The sequence below is a fragment of the Luteolibacter yonseiensis genome (assembly GCF_016595465.1).
Classification (GTDB): Bacteria; Verrucomicrobiota; Verrucomicrobiia; order Verrucomicrobiales; family Akkermansiaceae; genus Luteolibacter; species Luteolibacter yonseiensis.
The window spans coordinates 634,548-653,542 of sequence record NZ_JAENIK010000012.1; the positions used below are offsets into that span (position 1 = coordinate 634,548).

Genomic DNA, 18,995 nt, shown 5'->3' on the forward strand with positions numbered 1-18,995 from the left:
TCTTGGTGAGGATTTTGGAGAATCCGCGAAAAAATGCAGTCATCCCTTCCCGAACAGATCGAATCCGAACGTCTCGTCATCCGGGTGGCACGACCGGGAGATGGGGCGGTCTTCAACGCCGCCATTCTCGGATCGCTTGAAAGTCTCGCGCCGTGGCTGGCCTGGGTCACTCCACCGCCCACCCTCGAACAGTCGGAAAATTCCTGTCGCCAGGCTCATGCGAGATTTCTGCTGAACGAGGATCTGATGGCATTCTTTTTCCTCAAGGTGGACGGTTCCCTTGTCGGAGGCAGCGGTCTGCACGATGCGGACTGGGATCTCAGGCATTTCGAAATGGGATACTGGGGGAATTCGAAATACGCGGGACTTGGACTGATGACGGAAGGGGTTTCGGCACTGGCTGGCCACGCGCTGGGATCCTTGGGTGCCTCACGGGTTTTCCTCACCACCGATGACAGGAACGTGGCGAGCTGGAAACTGGCGGAAAGGGTGGGATTCGAACTGGAGGGCACCATGAGAAACGAACGCAGGAACCTCGCGGGTGCGCTGCGGAACACACGGGTCTATTCCAGGATACCTTCGAATGTTTGATGACAAAAATCCCACTTCGGGCATTGATGGTCGATCGGGAACTCCCCGTCTGGCATCAAGGGTCATTCTTATCGACGAGCGAAGCCGCGTGCTTTTCTGCCGGGGAGTCGAACCCGTCACAGGAGCGGTTTTCTGGGTGATGCCCGGTGGTGGTCTGGAAGCGGGGGAGACGTTTGAAGACGCGGCCCGTCGGGAGGTCCGTGAGGAGACCGGTCTGGTGGTGTCGCCCGGGTCTTGCGTATGGCACCGGCGTCACCGGCATGTGTGGGATGGGAAGGAGATCGACCAGTTTGAGAAATTTTTTGTGGTGCGGGTGGGATACAAGGAGATCCGCGGGGATAAACCGGATGGATATGTGAAGGAATACCGCTGGTGGGGTGTGGAGGAGATGATGGAATCCGGACAGGATTTCGTGCCGCGCAGGGCCATGGAACTGCTGCCGGGAGTTCTGACAGGAGGATCAAACCTTGAGATCGTGGATTGCGGGGTTTGACCAGATGGTATTTCAGCCAGACCGGTGCGGGGGCTGTGTTCTGCCACCGAGCTTTATAATAGAAATGCGCCGGACGTCGTGTCCGGCGCATTTTGGTTTCAGGATGAAGCCAATCCTTGTGGATCAGATCTGGAAGCTGTCGTCCGCAGGGGTCGCGCCGATGGAGATCTGGACCTCGCCGTTCGCGGAGAGGTGGGTGAGGCAGTGGTAGACATCCTCGGGATCCGCATCGATCTCGGTGGCGATTTCCCCGGCGGTCTTGGCCCATGAGGTGATGTGGCCGCGCACCTTGTTGAGTGTGTCGATGAAGGCTCCGGCGGCTTTTTTACCCGCTTCCACACCGGGCTGGTGGTAGGCGTTGATGTTCACCAGCGAGGCATAGAACGATACGGTGCGCTCGAAGAGGGCGATGAGCAGGCCGAGCTGGAACGGAGTGACCTCCGGAATGGAAATGGTGAGGGACTTGCGGCCGGACTCGTGGAGAGCCTTGCGGGTGCCGCGGAGGAAACCCTGGAGGTAGTCGGCGGTGGTGGTGCCGGGATCGACCTCGATGCTGTTTCCGGAGCGGCCCTTGCGGACTTCGATGAAGGTGGCGAAGAAGTTGTTCACCCCGTCGCGGAGCTGTTGGACGTAGGCGTGCTGGTCGGTGGAACCCTTGTTTCCATAAACGGCGATGCCCTGGTTCACCGGGTTGCCGTCGAGGTCCAGTTCCTTGCCGAGCGACTCCATGACGAGCTGCTGCAGGTATTTTGAAAAGAGGACGAGCGAGTCCTTGTAGGGCAGGACGACCATATCCTTTTCACCCTTGCCGTTGGTGGCGCTGTACCAGGCGATCGCGAGCTGCATGGAGGCGTTCTTCGCGGCCTCTGTCTTGCGGGTCTCCACGTCCATCGCGGCGGCGCCTGCGAGCAGCGCATCGATGTCGAGGCCTTGCAAGGCGGCAGGCACGAGGCCCACGGTGGAGAGCACGGAGGTGCGCCCGCCGACCCAGTCTTCCATCGGGAAGCGGGCGATGAAATTCTGTTGCGCGGCGTATTGGTCGAGTTTGGAGCCGGTCCCGGTGACGGCCACGGCGTGGCGGCCGAAGTCGAGGCCCGCCGCTTCATACGCGGCCTTTGCCTCCAGCATGCCATTCCGCGTTTCGGCGGTGCCGCCGGATTTGGAAATGACCAGGACGAGGGTTTTGTCGAGTCCCGTGTGGGAGAGCCGGGCGATCACCGTGTCCATGCCGGCGGGGTCCGTGTTGTCGAAGAAATGCAGCGCGAGCCGGGCGTTCTGGCCGATGGCTTCGGTGACGAGCTGGGGACCGAGGGCCGAACCGCCGATGCCGATGAGCAGGACCTGTTGGAAATTTCCGCCCGTCGGAGAGGAGACCGCGCCGGTGTGGACCTTTTCCGCGAAGCGCTTGAGGTTTTCCAACGGCTCGGTGATGGAACGGCGCACTTCTTCATTTGGGGCCAGGGCGGCGTTCCGGAGCCAGTAGTGACCGACCATGCGACCTTCGTCCGGGTTGACAATTTGTCCGGCCTCAAGCGCGGCCATGTCGGTGAACGCCTTGTCGATCTTCGGCTGGAGCGAGGCGACCAGCCCGGGCGCGATGTCCATGAGCGAGAGGTCGAGGGAGAAGCCGTGTTGCGGGTATCGGACGAGACTTTGGTTGTAGGATTGCCAGGACATGTTGCGGTGGTTTTAGGAAAAATGGACGGTGCGGATCAACCCGCGAAACGGGTGGGCGGATGAAAAACGAGGGACCGGGGGATTAGCAGGGTTAATAGGTGATGATGGAATTCACAGTGTGGCGAGCGAGTTTTTCGCGGCCATTGAGGAAGCCCAGCTCGATCAGCACCGAGATGCCGACAAGGTCCGCGCCGAGCGTTTCTAGCAACTCCACCGCGGCCGCAGCCGTGCCTCCGGTGGCGAGCAGGTCGTCCACCATCAGGATCGTCTCACCGGGGCGGATGGCGTCCTGGTGGAGTTCCACGACGTTCTCGCCATATTCCAACGAGTAGGAGGCTTCGTGGGTCTTCCACGGAAGCTTGCCTTTTTTCCGCACCGGAATGAATCCCGCGCCGAGCCGGTCCGCGACCGCCGCCGCGAAGATAAAACCACGTGCGTCGATGCCGACGACCTTGTCGATCCTCACCCCGCCGGTGGTGTCGCAAAGCAGTGAGATGGCCTCGTGGAAAAGCTTCCCATCCGCCAGCACCGGGGTGATGTCCTTGAAAATGATCCCGGGCTTGGGAAAATCGACCACATCACGGATGGCGGAGCGGAGGGCGGCGGACATGGAGGGAAGGCTAGACCGGTGCCGGGACGAATGAAACGGCAAAAACGGGGTAGGCGGATTCTTTGTGGAAACGACTGGTCTGATTCCGGTAGAACACAGGCTTCTGTCGGATCCGGCCGATTAAACCACCCATACTGCCGTCAGCTGTCACGGACCATACAAAAGTGTCATGTCGCGCGGAGCATCATTTCACATCATAGCCCGTGAGATCCGGCTTGAAGAGCGCGTCATCCAACCTGCCGTTGAACTTCACATTCTGGAAAACGGTTCGCAGACGGGACTTGTCCTGGAGCTCCATCTCCATCGCGCGGAGTTCGTTTTTCACGGGATCGATATCGAGAAAGATCCAAGGGATCTGTGACCGGGTTTTCCGGTCCTTCGGCTTGAGCGTGTATTGATGGATGCCCAAGGTCACACGGGATTCGATGATTTCAAAGGTCTGCTGGAAATTCTCCACCGTGTCGAACGCCCTGCCCGAGAGGAGTGAAAACCGGGCGGCCTGTGGCGAGTTGACTCCGGTCCTGCGGGCGGTTTTCGCGGCGGTGTCGACGAGGGTGAAGGTCTCTCCATCCGAAACGGCGAGTGTCTCCACCGGATCTCCCAACTGCCAGCGAACCTTGTCGGGTTTCGCGAATGAGATCCTGCCCTTGGTGGACACAGGGTTCTTGAGCGCGGGAAGTTTCCGCTCCTGGACGAAATCGGCATCCAGGGTGGTGATGGTGGCCTGCCGTTTCAACCAGGTTTCGAGCGGGCCGTTGTCCGCACGGGTCGTGGCGAGCAGGAGCAGGGAGATAAAGGGGATGAGGAGGCGCATGGTGGTTTTACGGATTCTTGCCGAGCAACATGCCGGCGGATTGCTGGTTGGCACCGGTGGCGGCGACAATGGCATTTTGAAACAGGCCGGATTCCAGGGCACTGACCGCCGCCACGGTCTGGAGAGCCGCGGAAATTCCCATGCCTTCTCCGAGGAGCATTCTCGGCGACCAGCGCGGACCTTGCCAGTCTTCCCACGCGACGGCATCCGGGCGATCGTAGCGCGGAATTCCCGCGCGCCCATCCACCAGCAGGGTTTTTCCATCATCGTCGGCACCAAGCCTGCGGCGGATCTCACAGGCCGCCTGCTCCCTGCCGGCACCCGCGAGGGAAACCGGATCAGGCAATCGCAGCAGTTCCACCGGGCCGCACGAGGCTTCGAGATAAACGGCCGCCCCACCTTCCGCCGGCAGATAATTTCTCGAGTAGTGGAGAAGGCCTTCCGAACTCAGCCAGTCGATTTCTTCACTGGCAACCACGAGGCAGCCGTCCACATCTCCGCGCACGATCCATTCGACGGCAAGATCGATCCCGCTCAGGAAACCGGTGCTGTCGCTGATGAGTGTGTCGTTCGGGGACACGCTGCCGATGAGGGCTGAGAGGTGACTGGAGGGGGCGTTGAAAACGGTCTCAGGGAAAAGAATGGGACTGGCCAGCGAGGGATCGGCGAGAGCCTCCGCGAAAAAGCGGTTCGAGTAATTCACGCAGCCGTTCGTCAGGGTGCAGATGACTCCGACGCGCAGATTTCCAGCAGCGACTTCCGCCAGGCGGTTTTCACCCAAGGCTTCCATTGCAGCGGCAGCGGCGAATTTCGAGATCGGACTGGTCCGGCGAAGGCGGGCGAACTTCGGAGTGGTCGCTCCCTCCGCCGGGACACGCAGGACAGGTGTCCGGATGATCTCATCCCCCACCGCGCGCTCCAGAAAGGAAGGCACCGGCTTTTCCCCGGCTTCAAGAAGCCGCATCATGGCAGCGACACCCCAGCCCGCGGGCGATACGGCACCACAACCGGTGATGGAAAGGGGAGTTCTCATGAGATTTCACCCTCCTTGCCGAAAACCAGCGTCGCATTCGCCCCACCGAAGCCGAACGAGTTCGTGAGCACCCGCCGCAAGGTGGCCTCGCGCGGGGTCTTTACCAGATCGAAGGTGCAAACCGCGTCCGCTTCCCGCACGTTCAGGCTCGCGGGCAGGAACTGGCCCTCCATCGCCAGCAGGCAGATGACAGACTCCACCGCACCCGCACCGCCCAGAAGGTGGCCGATGGCGGACTTGGTCGAGCTGACACGGATCTTCTCCACCAGGTCGCCCGCCCAGCGTTGGATCGCATTTCCTTCGGCGATGTCATTGAGCGGCGTTCCAGTGCCGTGGGAATTGATGTAGTCGATTTGTCCGGGGGAGATCCCTGCCATGGAGCAGGCGGCTTGCATCGTCACGAGCGCGGTATCTCCCATGGGGTGGGGCTGGGTGAGATGGTGGACATCGGTGGCCGCTCCGTAGCCGAGGATCTCAGCGATCACCCTGGCACCACGCGCTTTCGCGGATCCGGCCGACTCCACAACGACAAACCCCGCGCCCTCACCCAAGGCAAGACCATCGCGTGCGGCATCAAAAGGACGGGGGATCCCTGAGGGACTGAGAGCCTGCAGGGCGTCGAATCCGGAAAAAACCAACTGGCACAGCGCGTCGTAACCGCCCGCCAGCACACGATCCGCCCGTCCGGATCTCACCAGATGGAATGCCTGGCCAATGGCGTTCGCTCCGGAGGCGCATGCGTTCGAAACGATGCGGAGAGGCCCCGTCACTCCCAGCTGGCGCGCCATGTCGGTCATCTGCCGCTGTGCCTGGTAGAGCTCCACGCGGCGGAGCTGCGCGGCGCGCCGGACGGGGGAGGCTAGGGCTTGTTTGAAATACTCCTCTCCCACAGGCATCGCGGCGGCGGAGGTTCCGACCACCAGCGGCATTTCCCCTCCTGACAGCCCCGCATCGGCCAGTGCCTCGCGGGCGGCGATCCATGCGAGCCGGGTGCCGCGGTCCATGCGTGACCACGCCTTGCCGGAAATCCCGCCATCCGGTGCCGCGTCCGGCAGATCAACCTGGCCCGCCGTGGCAACACGTTGCCGCGAGACATCGAAAATCGTCACCGGAGAAAACGCCATGCGCCCGGCACGGAAACCGATGGTGTTTTCCTCCGCCCCATACCCCATGGGGGAGAGGATGCCGAGACCGCTCACCACCACGGAGCGCGGTCGGGAGGGCGGTGGGGCGTCGGAGAAATAGGCCACGGGAAAAATGAATCGCAGTTAAGGCTCGTCAGACAGGGCCACTGCTAGCTAGGCACGCACGCACACCTTGTCAAATGCCGTATCACCGCTGGCTAGAAACCTCCCGCCGCTTCGCTTCCCGTCCCGCCATCTACGAGGGCGGCAATGTGCTGACTTTTTCCGACCTGGCGGCGCTGGTCGAATCCGCGCCACCTGCCAACGGCCCGGTCATCGCACGTAGCGGAGAGATGGACTTTTTTGTCGGGATCCTCCGGGCGTGGCGTGATGGTCAGGCGGTCATCCCGGTGGAGCGTGACGCCCCGGAACCGATGTTGAATGGAGAAATTCCCGAGGAAACATGTCTCGTGAAATACACGCCCGGAGCCAGCGGCATCCCGCGCGGGATTTTTCTCAACGCCTCGCAAGTGATCGCGGACGGAGATCGTCTGCATGCGGCCATGGGACTCTCACCCGAAGTGCCGAACCTGTCCGTCATCTCCCTGGCGCATTCGTATGGATTTTCGAATGTGGTGTTGCCCATGATCCTTCACGGCGTGCCCATCCATATCGCTCCCGTGCCATTTCCCAGGGTGATTGAGGAGATTTTCAAACGACACACCGCCCTCGTCCTGCCCGCCGTCCCCTCGATGTGGCGGGCATGGCATCGCGCCGGGATCTTGAGAGGAGCGCCGATCACGCTCGCATTGTCCGCTGGCGCACCGCTGCCGCTCGCGTTGGAAAACGAGGTGTTCTCTTCCTCAGGATTGAAGATCCGGAATTTCTACGGTGCCAGCGAATGCGGTGGAATATCGCTGGACCTGTCCGACAAACCGCGCGAATCGGCGACCGACGTCGGAACCCCGTTGCCGGGCGTCTCGGTGGAGGTCGGCAGGGACGGACGCCTGCTCGTGAAAAGCAGCGGCGTCGCGATTGGCTACGATTCACATCGCGAGGATGACTTGTTGGAAAATGGCAGCTATCTCACTCGGGATCTCGGTTTCCTTGACCCATCAGACAGGCTCCATCTGACAGGCACCCTCGGTGGAGCCATCAATGTGGCGGGTCGCAAGGTCAGTCCGGCGAAGGTGGAGGCCGCGATCTTGTCCACGGGCCTCGTGCGGCGGGTGAAGGTCCATGGGGTCGCAAGCAACGATCCCGAGCGCAATGCGGAAATCGCCGCAGAGGTGGAGGTGATGGAAAATGTCACCCTCTATCAGCTCAAGTCCGCATCCTCGGAAAAGTTGCAGACGTGGGAACTGCCGAGACAGTGGGTGGTGAGGGGGTGAGTGCGGCAATGCGTCAAATTCGGGTGGTTATATCAAACTCTCCACCAGCAGCTCGGATAAAACTCTCCTGATCGTGGAGGAGGTGCCGAACGATTGTTGTCCGTGTAAGAATTCGATCCTCATCAGAGGCGTGGATGACGAACCGGTTCATGAATACCTGGATATGTTTGAGTTCCTTCTTAACAGACGGCATTAATGAAGGACATCATAAAGCCACGGAAACGTCCGATGCTTCCGGGGTGATCACGGAGAATCTTCCTGCCGTAAAACCTCCGCTTGGAGCATCCACGGGGTTTCGGCTTCTCCTTGGGTCGCGGCACTTCCCAACTGTGTTTTTCCTCCGTTCCAGACGATGCCGGTTGTCTTGAAAACATTCTGCGGGCAGCCATGGCGCATCTCGAGATTCACCTCGATAATACCTTCTCCCTCTCCCAGAACGGCATCTGTTTCGAGGGAATTCAGGATCTCTCCTTTGTGGTTCGCTTGCGAGATCAACCCCTTCCCATTACTTATCACGGCGACGGACAACTCGTCCTGTCCGGTGATGGTGACAGCGAGATTCGGTGGATCGAGATGACATCCCATGAAAAGCATGTCCAGTTTTCCAAAGAGCTCCTCATCCGTCGCCAGGATGTGAAGCTGGTCGCATAACGGATCGTAAGAGATTCTTTCACCAGGCTTGAGTGCCAAGCCCGCGAACAATCCGCTGACGTCCCACAAGGGGCGGCCGCTTGCCGCGATTGTTCCGGTTGCCAGATCCACCAATGGGAAATGAAACCTTGGCTTGCGAAAGAAGCCTTCCGGGGGCCTCTCCGCGAAAGGGTCCGCATCGTCCGTCGATTTGTCCGGGGACATTTCGTAAAGAATCTCCGGAGAAATGAGGATCGATTCGAACCAGCCTTCAGCGGACTTGTTCCGGGCCACAAGTGCTCGATCAAGGGGCTTGGCCTCCCCGTTTCTTTCCTCGGAAATCCCGGTTTCCAGAATCTGTCCATCCGGTCGCAAAAGTTGGAAGGTGGCTCTGACTTCGAAGCCCCGCCCGTCGCGAATGCTGCGTCCCAACCGCACGGCACGATTGGCATGCGACCTGACCGCCGTCTGGATCTTCAGGGTTTCATCGCCCTTGGTCAGACTCAGTTGAAATCTGGTGCTGAAGCGAATCTCCTCGTCGACATGCCATTCGTTGATATGAGGGACAGCTTCGAAATCAATGTTCCATGGTCCGCTCGTTTGTTTCAGCGTGACCGGCTTGCCATTGCGGGCGACGACGGAAAACGAACAGGCAGGGCGTGCATCCTTCGTCGCTTGTTTGCCTTCAGCCAATTCGAACACGTCCACAATCACCTTCGCCGACGAGAGGACTTCCCCCATCCGGACCGTGTCGGCGAACATGTAGATGGCCTGCCAGGGACCCTTGCTCACGATCAGTCCGGACGTCTCGTTCCAAATCAGCCAGTCGAGCTTTGTATCCGGCTTGTCCTTTACGGCTGGGACAGGTGGTGTGATATCGTGGAGAATGTCACCTTGGCTGAAGAAGACCGATGGCTCGGGCGGAGCGTCGAGTTTTCGTTTCGGGCCGCCTTCCTGATAGCCTGCGAGGGGGTAGTTCCAGGCGATGATGCTGTTTGAATGCGCGGCGGCGATGGCCAGCAGCCACAGGATGAAAACTCTCAAGCGCATCCTCCCATTCACGATAAAAAGACGGACCCGACAAGCAGTGAATCGTTCACATCAGGGGGGAAGGAGTGCCGCAGTTCCAGCACTCGGTGTAAACACCATCGACAGTCTCTCCGCAGTTCGCGCATTTCCACTCTGGAACGGTCGGTGAGGCCGCGTCCTTTTCCCGGTAATCCCTGATGATCGATAGCGCGCGGTTTTCCTCGCGGTTGTTGAGAACCCATAGCTCCGGATAAACCTGAGTGTAAGGCACCTCTCCGGCGATCCCGGACGCACCCGCGTTACGAAGTTCCGTCCGGATGCCTTCGGACTCAAGGAGGCTCTGCATGTGGCCGACAATGGTGAAGTCGATGTTTTCGAAGACAAGACGCATGGATGCTGGTGTTGGACTGTTTCGGGTCGCTGGTGCGGAGCCATGCGCGTGATGGAGCCTGGGTGACGGAACCCGTTCATGAAAGATACAGCACTCCCGACAAAAGCAAGGCCGTGGCTGCGACCGTCAACGCGATCCAGATCTTCAGAAACAAGGTAAATCCGTCAGATTGCAGCTTTGCCAGCGAAGGCGGGCCCATGATCGCAGGCCCGGCGCGGTTACGCCGTCACCGCGCCACGGTCATCACTCAGTCCGCTCTTTTCGATGAAGTAGTCATACCCACCGGTGTAGCGGGTGACGAGGGCTCCTTTCTCGGGGTTCTTTTCGTTCCGTGTGATGTGCAGGGTAGTCTCCGCGAGCGTGCGGATGAAGTGCACGTCGTGGGAAATGAAGACGAGCGTGCCCTCGTAGTTTTTCAACGCGGCGACAAGCGAGTCGATGGAGAGGATGTCAAGGTGGGTCGTCGGCTCGTCCATGAGGAGGAGGTTCGGTGGATCGACAAGAAACTTGACGAGGTTGAGGCGGGACTTCTCCCCCCCGGAGAGCACGCCGCAGCGTTTTTCCACATCCGCGCGGCGGAAGAGGAAGGTGCCGAGAATGGCGCGGGCGTCTTCCTCGCGCAGGGTGGTGCAGGCGCCCATGACCTCTTCGAGCACCGTGTTGTACTCGTTGAGGGCTTCCGCACGGTGCTGGCTGTAGTAGCCGATCTTGGTGGCATAGCCTGGTTCGCGCTTGCCTTCGTTGATCTGGATTTCTCCGGCGAGGATCTTGAGCAGGGTGGTCTTGCCGGCACCGTTCGGACCGACGAGCACGATCTTGTCGTTGCGCTCGATGGTGAGGTCCAGGTCCTTGTAAATGCGCTTCTCGCCATAGCTCTGGCCCATCTGGGTGAGTTCCATGACCTTTTGGTTGGATCGCGGTGGCTGCGGGAAGGAAAATTTGAACGGCTTGCGCGGGGTGCGCGGCTTTTCGATGCGTTCGATTTTTTCCACCAGCTTGATCCGGGACTGGACCTGCGCGGCCTTGGAACCGACCTGGCGGAAGCGTTCGATGAATTCCTGGTGCGCCTCGATCTCCTTGTTCTGGTTGCGGTAGGCCTGGACCTGGAGTTCGTAGCGTTTGTCGCGCTGGTCAAGGAAAGCGCTGTAATTTCCGGTGTAGGAAATGAGCGCGGCCGCATCGGGATCGATCTCGATGACAGTCTCGATGATGGAGTCCATGAAGTCCCGGTCGTGGGAGATCATGAGGATCGCGCCGGAGTAGTTCAGCAGATAGCGCTGGAGCCAGAGCAGGGAAAGCAGGTCCAGGTGATTGGTCGGCTCGTCGAGCATCAGGAGATCCGGCTCCATCACCAGCAGACGGGCGAGGTGGGCGCGCATCACCCAGCCGCCGGAGTATTCGCGGGCGGGTTTGTTGAAGTCCTCCTGCTTGAAGCCGAGGCCGGAAAGGATCTTTTTTGCCTTCGGCTCAAGCTGGTAGCCGTTCAGCGCGGTGAACTGGTCCTGCGCGTGTGCGAACTCCGGGGTGGAGAGATCACCGGACTTTTCTCCCTCGCGGATGGTGCGGAGGAGTCCTATCATCTCCGGAGTGATGCCGATGGCGATTTCCAAAATGGTTTCATCCGTCGGCTCGCCCGCTTCCTGAGGCAGATAGCCGGTGATGGCATACTCATCACGCTCGATTTTCCCTTCGTCCGGTTGGTCCTCGTCGAGGATCATGCGGAAAAGCGTGGACTTGCCAGCGCCGTTCGGACCGACGAGGGCGACGCGCTCGCCCCAGTTGATGGACATTTCCGCTTCGCGGAGCAGCGTGCGGCCGCCGAGAGTTTTGGTGAGCTTGTGAATAGTGAGCACGCGGGGGATGTAAATCACGCGCGGGCGGTGGGCAAGGATTTCGGCAATCTGCCGGAATTGATTAGGAAAAGTGAACTAATCCACAGCTATTGACCTTGACGGATCGGGCTGCGGACGGGCTTTATTGCGCAACCTCAATCACCGCATGCGATTTCCTACCAACTCTTCATTTCTCATGCCGCGTGGCGTGGGGCAGTTCGCCGCTCTGACATCGCTCTCCGTCCTTGCTCTCGCAGGCACCTTGCACGCGCAGGATTTCGAGGGAAAGAACATCTCCGAGGTGACGATCCGTTACAACGGCGCGAAGACGGTGGATGAGGCGCGCCTGCGGAACCTGATGGCTTCCAAGGCTGGCGCCAGCTATCGTGCGGAGAACCTGGATAACGACATCAAATCGCTTTATGAATCCGGTCTTGTCGACGACGTGCGCTTCCTCGCGGAGCCCAGCGGCGAGAGCGTGAAACTGATCGCGGAAGTCACCACGCGTCCGGGTTGGGGCGGGGTTGGATTTTTGGGGAATTCGATTTTCACCGATCAGAAGCTGGCGAAGGAAACCAAGCTGAAAAGCGGCGGAGTCATGAGCGACGCATCGATCCTCGAGGCCCGCCGGAACATCGAAAAATATTACCAAGGTTACGGTTATCCCGACGTCACCGTGTCGCACCGCCTGCAGCCGACCAGCCAGCCGGGTGTCTCCGATCTCATCTTCGTCATCGACGAGGGAGCGAAGAACGAGGTCCGCAAGATCCGCTTCGAAGGAAACAACACCTTCACCGATCCGGAACTCCGCAAGGAGATGAAGGTGAAGGAAAAGGGCTGGTTCTCCTGGCTCACCAAGTCCGGCCGGTTCGAGTCGAACCAGCTCGACACCGACCTCGACGCCATTCTCGACTACTACCGCAGCAAGGGCTACCTGCGCGCGACGGGGAAAATCAACCGCGAAGCCGTGGGCGATGGCCGCACGGACCTTGTGATCCAGATCAACGAAGGAGATAAATACACCGTCGCGGGTGTCGGTTTCGGCAAGATGACTGTTTTCAAGCCGGAAGAGCTTTATCCGTCGCTCACTCTTGTGGGAGAGACCGCCTACAACTCGAAGAAGATGCGTGATGACATCACCATGATCCGCAGCTTCTACGGCTCGCGCGGTTATGCCGATGCCCTCGTCACCCCGGACATCCGCGATGCCGGACCAAACCGGGTGAACATCACCTACCGTGTCACCGAAGGTTCGCGTTTCCGGGTCGGCCGTGTGAACATTTCCGGAAACACCAAGACGAAGGACAAGGTCATCCGTCGGGAAATCACCCTGAAGCCGGGCGACCAGTTCAACTCGGTGGAACTGGATACCACCAAGGCCCGCCTCGAAAACCTCCAGTATTTCACCAAGGACAGCGTGCAGGTCTCGGGCGCTCCCGGCGGCTCCGGCTACCGCGATGTGAACGTGCTCGTGGAAGAAGCGTCCACCGGCAAGGTCGGCGTCGGCGTGGGTTTCAGCTCCATCGACAGCATCGTGGGCTTCCTCACGCTGGAACAGGCGAACTTCGACCTCTTCAATCCATGGAACTTCACCGGTGGCGGACAACGATTCTCGTCCAGCCTCCGTGCCGGTTCCGAGCGTTCGGAAGCAAGCATCTCGATCGTGGAGCCTTGGTTCCTCGACCAGCAACTCGCTCTCGGCACCGAGCTTTTCTACAAGCAGTCCACTTATTTCAGCGACTACTACGAGCAGACCAACTTCGGAGCCGCCATCTCCCTGCGCAAGCCGCTCGGACCTAAAAGCTCCATCAAGGGGGAATATCGCCTGGAGAAGGTGAAGATCGACTCGGAAGTGGATTCCAATGACTACAAGAACGAAAATTTCCCCGGAGACAACGGTGACAACTCGGCGCTTTCGGAGAAGAACATCGGCGGCGACTTCGCCCGCAGCGCGCTGGCGGTGAACTATGTTTACAACAGCCTGGACAGCACGGAAACCGCCCGCCGCGGACATAAGATCGACGTCGGACTCACGATGGCCGGCGGCCTTGTGGGCGGCGATGTGGACACCATCACCCTCTCGATGCAGGGCCAGAAATACTGGAACCTGAAATGGGACAGCATCCTTTCCATCAGCGGCGAGCTTGCCAGCGTGGACAGCACGCAGGGCGATGAGATTCCGGTCTTCGAGCGGATGTTCCTCGGTGGCGGACGCACGCTCCGCGGCTTCGAGTTCCGCGATGTCGGACCTCGCGACAAAGGTTATACGGACGAGGTTTACGGCGGAAATTCGCTGGGTTACGTCTCGGTGGAATACACTATCCCTATCATCGAGACCGTGCGTGCCGCGGTCTTCTCGGATACCGGTTTCGTCAACAGCGACAGCTGGGACATCGGTGTGAACGAGATCTACAGCGACGTCGGCATCGGCATCCGCCTGCACCTGCCGATCAGCCCGCTTCCGCTCGCGCTGGACTATGCGATCCCGGTCGCCACTCCGGATGACGAAGCTGACAAGGGAGGCCAGTTCAACTTCTCGTTGCAGACTACCTTCTGATTTCCGTTCGCGGAAACCCTCTCAGCCGGCCATCCTCCAGGGATGGCCGGTTTTTTTTACGATCTGTCCGGCAGCGCGACGTGTGGAAGGAGAGGGGGGCATGGGGCACCTGTTCAGCGGGCCACACCACACGCGGCGTCCGCCACGCGAAGCCCGTCCATGGCGGCGCTCACGATGCCTCCCGCATAGCCGGCGCCCTCGCCACAAGGGAAGAGACCGGAGATTTCAGGATGCTCCAGAGTGTCGTCGCGACGGGGAATCCTGACAGGAGAACTGGTCCGTGTCTCGAAACCGAGCAGCAGCGCGTTTTCCGAAATGTAGCCGTGCATCTGCCGGCCGAAGAGCTTGAAACCCTCGCGCATGCGGCTGGTGATCCACTGCGGCAGCAGGTCGTGCAACGGGGCGGAGGTCATGCCGGGGAAGTAGCTGGTGTCCGGCAGGCTGTTGGAAATCCGACCGGTCAGGAAATCGGTGACACGTTGACCGGGGGCGACCTGGCCTCCACCACCGGCTTTTTTCGCGGTGCGTTCGAGGGCTTTCTGGAAAGCCAGGCCTGCGAGGATGCCGTGTTCCTTCACCAATGGCTGGACGTCCTCGGGTTCGACGGTGGCGACCATGCCGGAGTTCGCGAAGGGCGAGTCACGGCGGGAGAGGCTCATGCCGTTCACCACGACCTCATCGTTTTCCGTGGATGCGGGGACGATCCAGCCGCCGGGGCACATGCAGAAGGAATGCACGCCACGGCCACGGATTTTCGTGGCAAGCCGGTAACGGGCCGCTGGCAGCAGCCGGGGACGTTCCTGTCCCGGATCCAGGTGGTATTGGGTCTGGTCGATGAACGGTTGGGGATGTTCGATGCGGAAGCCGACCGCGAAGGGTTTCGCCTCCTGCAGGATTTTCTTCTCCGCCAGAAGCCGGTAGATGTCTCTCGCGGAGTGTCCTGTGGCGAGGATGACGGAGTCGGCCTGGATCTCGTCCCCGGCAGCGGTGACGACTCCGCGCAGTCTGCCGTTCGAGATGAGGAAATCGGTGACCTTGGTTTGGAAACGAACCTCGCCACCTGCGGCGATGATGGAGTTCCGGATGGCCTTGACCACGTTCGGCAGGAGGTTCGAACCAATGTGCGGATGGGCGTCCGTCAGGATCTCATCCGGCGCCCCGTGTGCGACGAGAACTTCATAAACCTTCGCGACGGGACCGCGTTTGGTGGCGCGGGTGTAGAGCTTGCCATCGGAAAATGTTCCCGCTCCGCCCTCGCCGAAGCAATAGTTGGACTCCTCGATGACGCGCCCCTCGCGAAGGATGGGGGCGAGATCGAAACGGCGGGCGCTGGCGTCCTTGCCACGCTCCAGGAGGACCGGCTTTCTGCCGTTTTCAAGACAACGCAGCGCGGCGAACAATCCCGCCGGTCCGCAGCCGACGATGATGACTTTTTCCGCACCGGAGGCAAGGGCGGGCGCGGACCATTGGGGTGTGATGTCGGGAGGCAGGGGACCGTCGAGCGAGACATCCAGACGAAGCTGCACCTTGACGGCACGCTGTCGTGCGTCGATCGAGTGCTTGCGCAGCCTGACGCCGCCGATATTATGGACGGGAATGCCGAGTTTCGCGGCCGCTGCCTGGCGGCGGGCCGCGTCATCCTCGGATTTTTCCAAGGGAAGGACAATGTCGATGGATTGGATCAGTGGGTCCACAGGTAGGAAATTTCAGCGGATGCCGCGCTTGCGGCCGGCGTCATCGACGCTGACGAAGGTGACGCGGGTGGAGAACAGGATGCCGGGCCCGGCTTTTTGATCCGTGACATTCACGGCATAGGTGGTGCTGGTGGTGCCCTCGCGTTCCCGTGTGCAGGAGATTTTAAGAATGGTGCCGTCGCGCACACTGTGGTGGAATTCCACCTTGTCCATCGCCACCGTGACGAACTGGCAATGTGGATAGTCGAGGCTGGCGGCGATCCATGACGCCTCGTCGATCCATGCCAGCAACCGTCCTCCGAAGAGGAATCCATATTGGTTCAGATCTCCGGGAAGAACGAGACGGTGGGTTTCCATGGTGGAGATTTTACGGATAGATGGCTGGGGCGGACGACCGGTCCATCTCACCAGCGGCGGCGTTTGTCTTCCTTGTGAAGGAGGGCGTCGAACGAATAACCGCCGGCCCCGGAGAGGATGATCGCGATCATGGGGATGAGATACATGATGGAGAGTTCCTTGGTCTCGACAAGGGTGGGGGACGTCTGGAACCAAGGTGCCGCGTCGAGATATCCGAAGCTGGCGAAGACCATGCAAAGCCCGACCAGAAAGGCGGCGGGGCGGGTGGCCAGTCCAAGAATCACCAACGCGGTGGCACCGGCTTCCGCACAGATGCAGAGCACCAGGCTGGCCGGAGAGGATAGCACCTTGTCCAAAAAGTGGGGCACCGGGAATGTCGCTTTCAGCGCGGCGAAGTTCTGGATTTTCGGAATACCGTGGCCGATGAGCATCATTGCTCCGGCAAGCAGGCGCAGTGAGAGAATCCCTATGGAGGCGGTGACGTCACGGGTGCCGCAGTCGAAGAGGAATTTTTTCATGTGGAAGATGAGGATTTCGCGGAGATGGTGATGCGCTTGAGCCGGTCATCCCCCTGGGGCGAATGGGAGACAATCTGCGGATCCTCGAGGAGGATGTTATAGACGAGGCGACGGTAGTAAGCGTTGAGCGGACGCATTTGGAAGGATTTTCCGGTGGTTTTCACCCTTGCCGCGATGTTTTTCACCTCGTCCTTCAAATGATCCTCCTGGATCGAGCGGAAATGCCCGCAATCCACCTTGATTCGCTCCGCCTTGGGAAAGTGGCGGCGGACGATCCGGTTGACCAGGTATTGAAGATCGTCAAGGCGGTCCCCGTCGTTGCCGATGATCGCGGCACTCTCGCCGGAGTGGATCTGCAGGCAGGGGCCGTCGTGGGTGTCTTGTAGTTCGATCGTCGCCGTGAACCCCAAGTGTCCCAGCATGGTATCGAGAATCTTCGTCGCGGATTCTACCGTGGTCATGGCGCGGAGTTTATTCACATCGCCAGCCGGGTCAACCACCCCGGCGGGTTTATCATCAAATTACGTGAGCCAATCGTACCGCGATATCCGCCAGCGATGCTTTTTCCGCATCGGTGAACTCGTAGGGCGTGTATTTTCCGATACCAAGGGTACCGATGACCCGCTGGGAACCGCTGGAGAAAACAGGCACGGCGATGGATCCGGAGACGCCGGTCTGGCGGGCGTCGGGCTTGGCGATGCCGCCGAGATCCTGCTGGAGGTTGCAGAGCTCGACGGGCTCTCCGCGCTCCGCCGCGGCTCCGGCGATTCCTTTTCCAAACGGGATGGTGGAAATCCTTTCGATCAAGCCGTCGGGAACGCCGATCTGCGCGACAAGAACGAGGGTCTCGCCATCTGCCGCGGTGCGATGGATCGTGCCCGTCTGGCAGCCGAAATCTTCAAGAATGGAGCTTAGCTCGGACGACCAATCAACCTGTTCTGACATGCCGGACCCTGTAGCACGGCATGGCGGAAAAGTCACCCCCCTAATGTGGCGGTATTTCGGACTTGGCATGTTGCAAGTTATCCGCCAAACCCTTCCCCACATGAAGAAAGCCCATTCCTTTATCACGGCACTGGCATTCAGCCTCGTCGCCTGTCAATTCAGCTCAGCAATGGAAATCAAAGAGGATACCTACGGGACCACGCCGGACGGCAAAAAGGTGAAAATCTACACCCTCACCAATAAAAACGGCATCGTCGCCCAAGTCACCGAATACGGAGCCATCCTCTCTTCGGTGAAAACTCCTGACAAGGCTGGGAAATCCGGTGAACTCACCCACGGCTACGACACGCTCGAAGGCTGGCTGACGAACACTTCCTATTTCGGCGCCACGGTCGGCCGGTTCGGCAACCGCATCAAGGACGGCAAGTTCTCCCTTGATGGCAAGGATTACAAACTCGCCACGAACAACGATCCCGGCGGTATTCCATGCGCGCTGCACGGCGGACTCAAGGGCTTCGACAAGGTGGTCTGGACCGGCAAGGTGATCGAAGGCAAGGGCGTCGAATTTTCCTATCTCTCCAAGGATGGTGAGGAAGGCTATCCCGGCAATCTCACCGTCAACGTGACCTACACGCTCAACGACAACGACGAGCTCAAGTGGGTTGCCAAGGCCACCACCGACGCGCCGACCGTTCTCAACATCGTCCAGCACACCTACTGGAACCTTTCCGGCGATCACACCACGAGCATCAACGACCACGTCCTCATGCTCAATGCCGACGGCTACCTGCCGACCGACGCGGGCCTGATCCCGACCGGCAAGATCGATCCCGTGGCGGGAACTCCGATGGATTTCACCACGCCAACCGCCATCGGCAAGCGCGTGGATGAGAAATTCGAAGCCCTCAAGCTCGGTGGCGGCTACGACCACGCATGGGTCCTGAAAAAAGGAGAAGGCGTCCGTCTCGCCGCCCGCGTGAAGGATCCGAAGTCCGGACGCGTGTTGGAAATCTCCACCGACAAGCCTGCCATCCAGTTCTACGGTGGCAATTTCCTCGACGGAAAAGCCAAGGGCAAGGACGGCATCGCATACGCCTACCGCACGGCTTTCGCACTTGAGACCGAAGGATTCCCGGACGCGCCGAACAAGCCATCCTTCCCTTCGGCGGTCCTCCGCCCGGGTGAGAACTATTCCCACACGATGGTCTTCAAGTTCTCCGCTGAGTAATTCCAGCAGGTTTTTCAAAACTGGGTGGCGCGCCAACGTCACCCGGTTTTCTGACATCCATATCCCACGTTAAAAACACCG

18 protein-coding genes are annotated in these 18,995 nt (G+C 60.1%); 5 read left to right on the forward strand and 13 right to left on the reverse strand.

The annotated features are described in order from the left end of the window. Positions 1 to 33: 33 nt before the first annotated feature. Together JIN84_RS18385 and JIN84_RS18390 are read left to right on the forward strand one after the other, a co-directional pair. On the forward strand, positions 34 to 591 hold the full coding sequence (locus JIN84_RS18385) for a GNAT family N-acetyltransferase (RefSeq protein WP_200352531.1): 558 nt from the start codon (positions 34 to 36) through the stop codon (positions 589 to 591). Next, a complete protein-coding gene (locus JIN84_RS18390) occupies positions 584 to 1,084 on the forward strand; it encodes an NUDIX hydrolase (protein WP_200352532.1) in 501 nt (166 codons plus the stop codon). The genes JIN84_RS18385 and JIN84_RS18390 overlap by 8 nt, the downstream gene beginning before the upstream one ends. A gap of 123 nt (positions 1,085 to 1,207) precedes the next feature. On the opposite strand, the gene JIN84_RS18395 is transcribed toward JIN84_RS18390, so the two are convergent. The 5 genes from JIN84_RS18395 to JIN84_RS18415 all read right to left on the reverse strand — a co-directional run bounded on the left by JIN84_RS18395 (position 1,208) and on the right by JIN84_RS18415 (position 6,468). Next, on the reverse strand, positions 1,208 to 2,761 hold the full coding sequence (locus JIN84_RS18395) for a glucose-6-phosphate isomerase (RefSeq protein ID WP_200352533.1): 1,554 nt from the start codon (positions 2,759 to 2,761) through the stop codon (positions 1,208 to 1,210). A gap of 91 nt (positions 2,762 to 2,852) precedes the next feature. Continuing rightward, the gene (locus tag JIN84_RS18400) at positions 2,853 to 3,371 is read right to left on the reverse strand and encodes an adenine phosphoribosyltransferase (RefSeq protein WP_200352534.1); all 519 of its coding nucleotides are present in this window, start codon (positions 3,369 to 3,371) and stop codon (positions 2,853 to 2,855) included. Between the two features lie 184 nt (positions 3,372 to 3,555). Continuing rightward, positions 3,556 to 4,185: a LolA family protein gene (locus JIN84_RS18405; protein WP_200352535.1), complete on the reverse strand. Its 630-nt coding sequence runs from the start codon at positions 4,183 to 4,185 to the stop codon at positions 3,556 to 3,558. A gap of 7 nt (positions 4,186 to 4,192) precedes the next feature. Then, complete coding sequence (locus JIN84_RS18410) at positions 4,193 to 5,218, reverse strand: beta-ketoacyl synthase N-terminal-like domain-containing protein (RefSeq protein WP_200352536.1); 1,026 nt, start codon at positions 5,216 to 5,218, stop codon at positions 4,193 to 4,195. Further along, entirely contained in the window at positions 5,215 to 6,468 is a 1,254-nt protein-coding gene (locus JIN84_RS18415; protein ID WP_325099618.1) for a beta-ketoacyl-[acyl-carrier-protein] synthase family protein, read from the reverse strand. Before JIN84_RS18415 ends, JIN84_RS18410 begins: the two co-directional genes overlap by 4 nt. Positions 6,469 to 6,542: 74 nt before the next feature. On the opposite strand from JIN84_RS18415, the gene JIN84_RS18420 reads away from it, so the two are divergent. Next, positions 6,543 to 7,733 carry an AMP-binding protein gene (locus tag JIN84_RS18420; RefSeq protein WP_200352537.1) on the forward strand — a complete coding sequence of 397 codons (1,191 nt, stop codon included), beginning with the start codon at positions 6,543 to 6,545 and terminating at the stop codon, positions 7,731 to 7,733. Positions 7,734 to 7,976: 243 nt separating this feature from the next. Here the strand turns inward: JIN84_RS18420 and JIN84_RS18425 are convergent, their stop codons facing one another. The 3 genes from JIN84_RS18425 to abc-f all read right to left on the reverse strand — a co-directional run bounded on the left by JIN84_RS18425 (position 7,977) and on the right by abc-f (position 11,636). Next, complete coding sequence (locus JIN84_RS18425; protein WP_200352538.1) at positions 7,977 to 9,413, reverse strand: hypothetical protein; 1,437 nt, start codon at positions 9,411 to 9,413, stop codon at positions 7,977 to 7,979. Between the two features lie 46 nt (positions 9,414 to 9,459). Beyond that, complete coding sequence (locus JIN84_RS18430; RefSeq protein WP_200352539.1) at positions 9,460 to 9,783, reverse strand: putative signal transducing protein; 324 nt, start codon at positions 9,781 to 9,783, stop codon at positions 9,460 to 9,462. A 218-nt stretch (positions 9,784 to 10,001) separates the two neighbouring features. After that, positions 10,002 to 11,636, reverse strand: coding sequence for a ribosomal protection-like ABC-F family protein (abc-f, locus tag JIN84_RS18435; protein ID WP_200352540.1), 1,635 nt, complete (start codon positions 11,634 to 11,636; stop codon positions 10,002 to 10,004). 145 nt (positions 11,637 to 11,781) lie between these two features. On the opposite strand from abc-f, the gene bamA reads away from it, so the two are divergent. Then, positions 11,782 to 14,172: an outer membrane protein assembly factor BamA gene (bamA, locus tag JIN84_RS18440; RefSeq protein ID WP_200352541.1), complete on the forward strand. Its 2,391-nt coding sequence runs from the start codon at positions 11,782 to 11,784 to the stop codon at positions 14,170 to 14,172. A gap of 113 nt (positions 14,173 to 14,285) precedes the next feature. Here the strand turns inward: bamA and JIN84_RS18445 are convergent, their stop codons facing one another. The 5 genes from JIN84_RS18445 to JIN84_RS18465 are packed head-to-tail and all read right to left on the reverse strand — an operon-like array spanning position 14,286 to position 17,686. Then, a complete protein-coding gene (locus JIN84_RS18445) occupies positions 14,286 to 15,857 on the reverse strand; it encodes an NAD(P)/FAD-dependent oxidoreductase (RefSeq protein WP_200352954.1) in 1,572 nt (523 codons plus the stop codon). A 21-nt stretch (positions 15,858 to 15,878) separates the two neighbouring features. Further along, entirely contained in the window at positions 15,879 to 16,223 is a 345-nt protein-coding gene (locus JIN84_RS18450; RefSeq protein ID WP_200352542.1) for an acyl-CoA thioesterase, read from the reverse strand. A gap of 47 nt (positions 16,224 to 16,270) precedes the next feature. Continuing rightward, positions 16,271 to 16,741 carry a DoxX family protein gene (locus JIN84_RS18455; protein ID WP_200352543.1) on the reverse strand — a complete coding sequence of 157 codons (471 nt, stop codon included), beginning with the start codon at positions 16,739 to 16,741 and terminating at the stop codon, positions 16,271 to 16,273. Next, positions 16,738 to 17,202 (reverse strand): Jag family protein, encoded by a 465-nt coding sequence (locus JIN84_RS18460; protein ID WP_200352544.1) that lies wholly within the window; start codon positions 17,200 to 17,202, stop codon positions 16,738 to 16,740. The genes JIN84_RS18455 and JIN84_RS18460 overlap by 4 nt, the downstream gene beginning before the upstream one ends. Before the next feature lie 55 nt (positions 17,203 to 17,257). Continuing rightward, complete coding sequence (locus JIN84_RS18465) at positions 17,258 to 17,686, reverse strand: GAF domain-containing protein (RefSeq protein ID WP_200352545.1); 429 nt, start codon at positions 17,684 to 17,686, stop codon at positions 17,258 to 17,260. Between the two features lie 169 nt (positions 17,687 to 17,855). Here JIN84_RS18465 and JIN84_RS18470 point away from each other — a divergent pair, with 169 nt between their 5' ends. Then, on the forward strand, positions 17,856 to 18,914 hold the full coding sequence (locus JIN84_RS18470) for an aldose epimerase family protein (protein WP_200352546.1): 1,059 nt from the start codon (positions 17,856 to 17,858) through the stop codon (positions 18,912 to 18,914). Positions 18,915 to 18,995 lie beyond the last annotated feature (81 nt).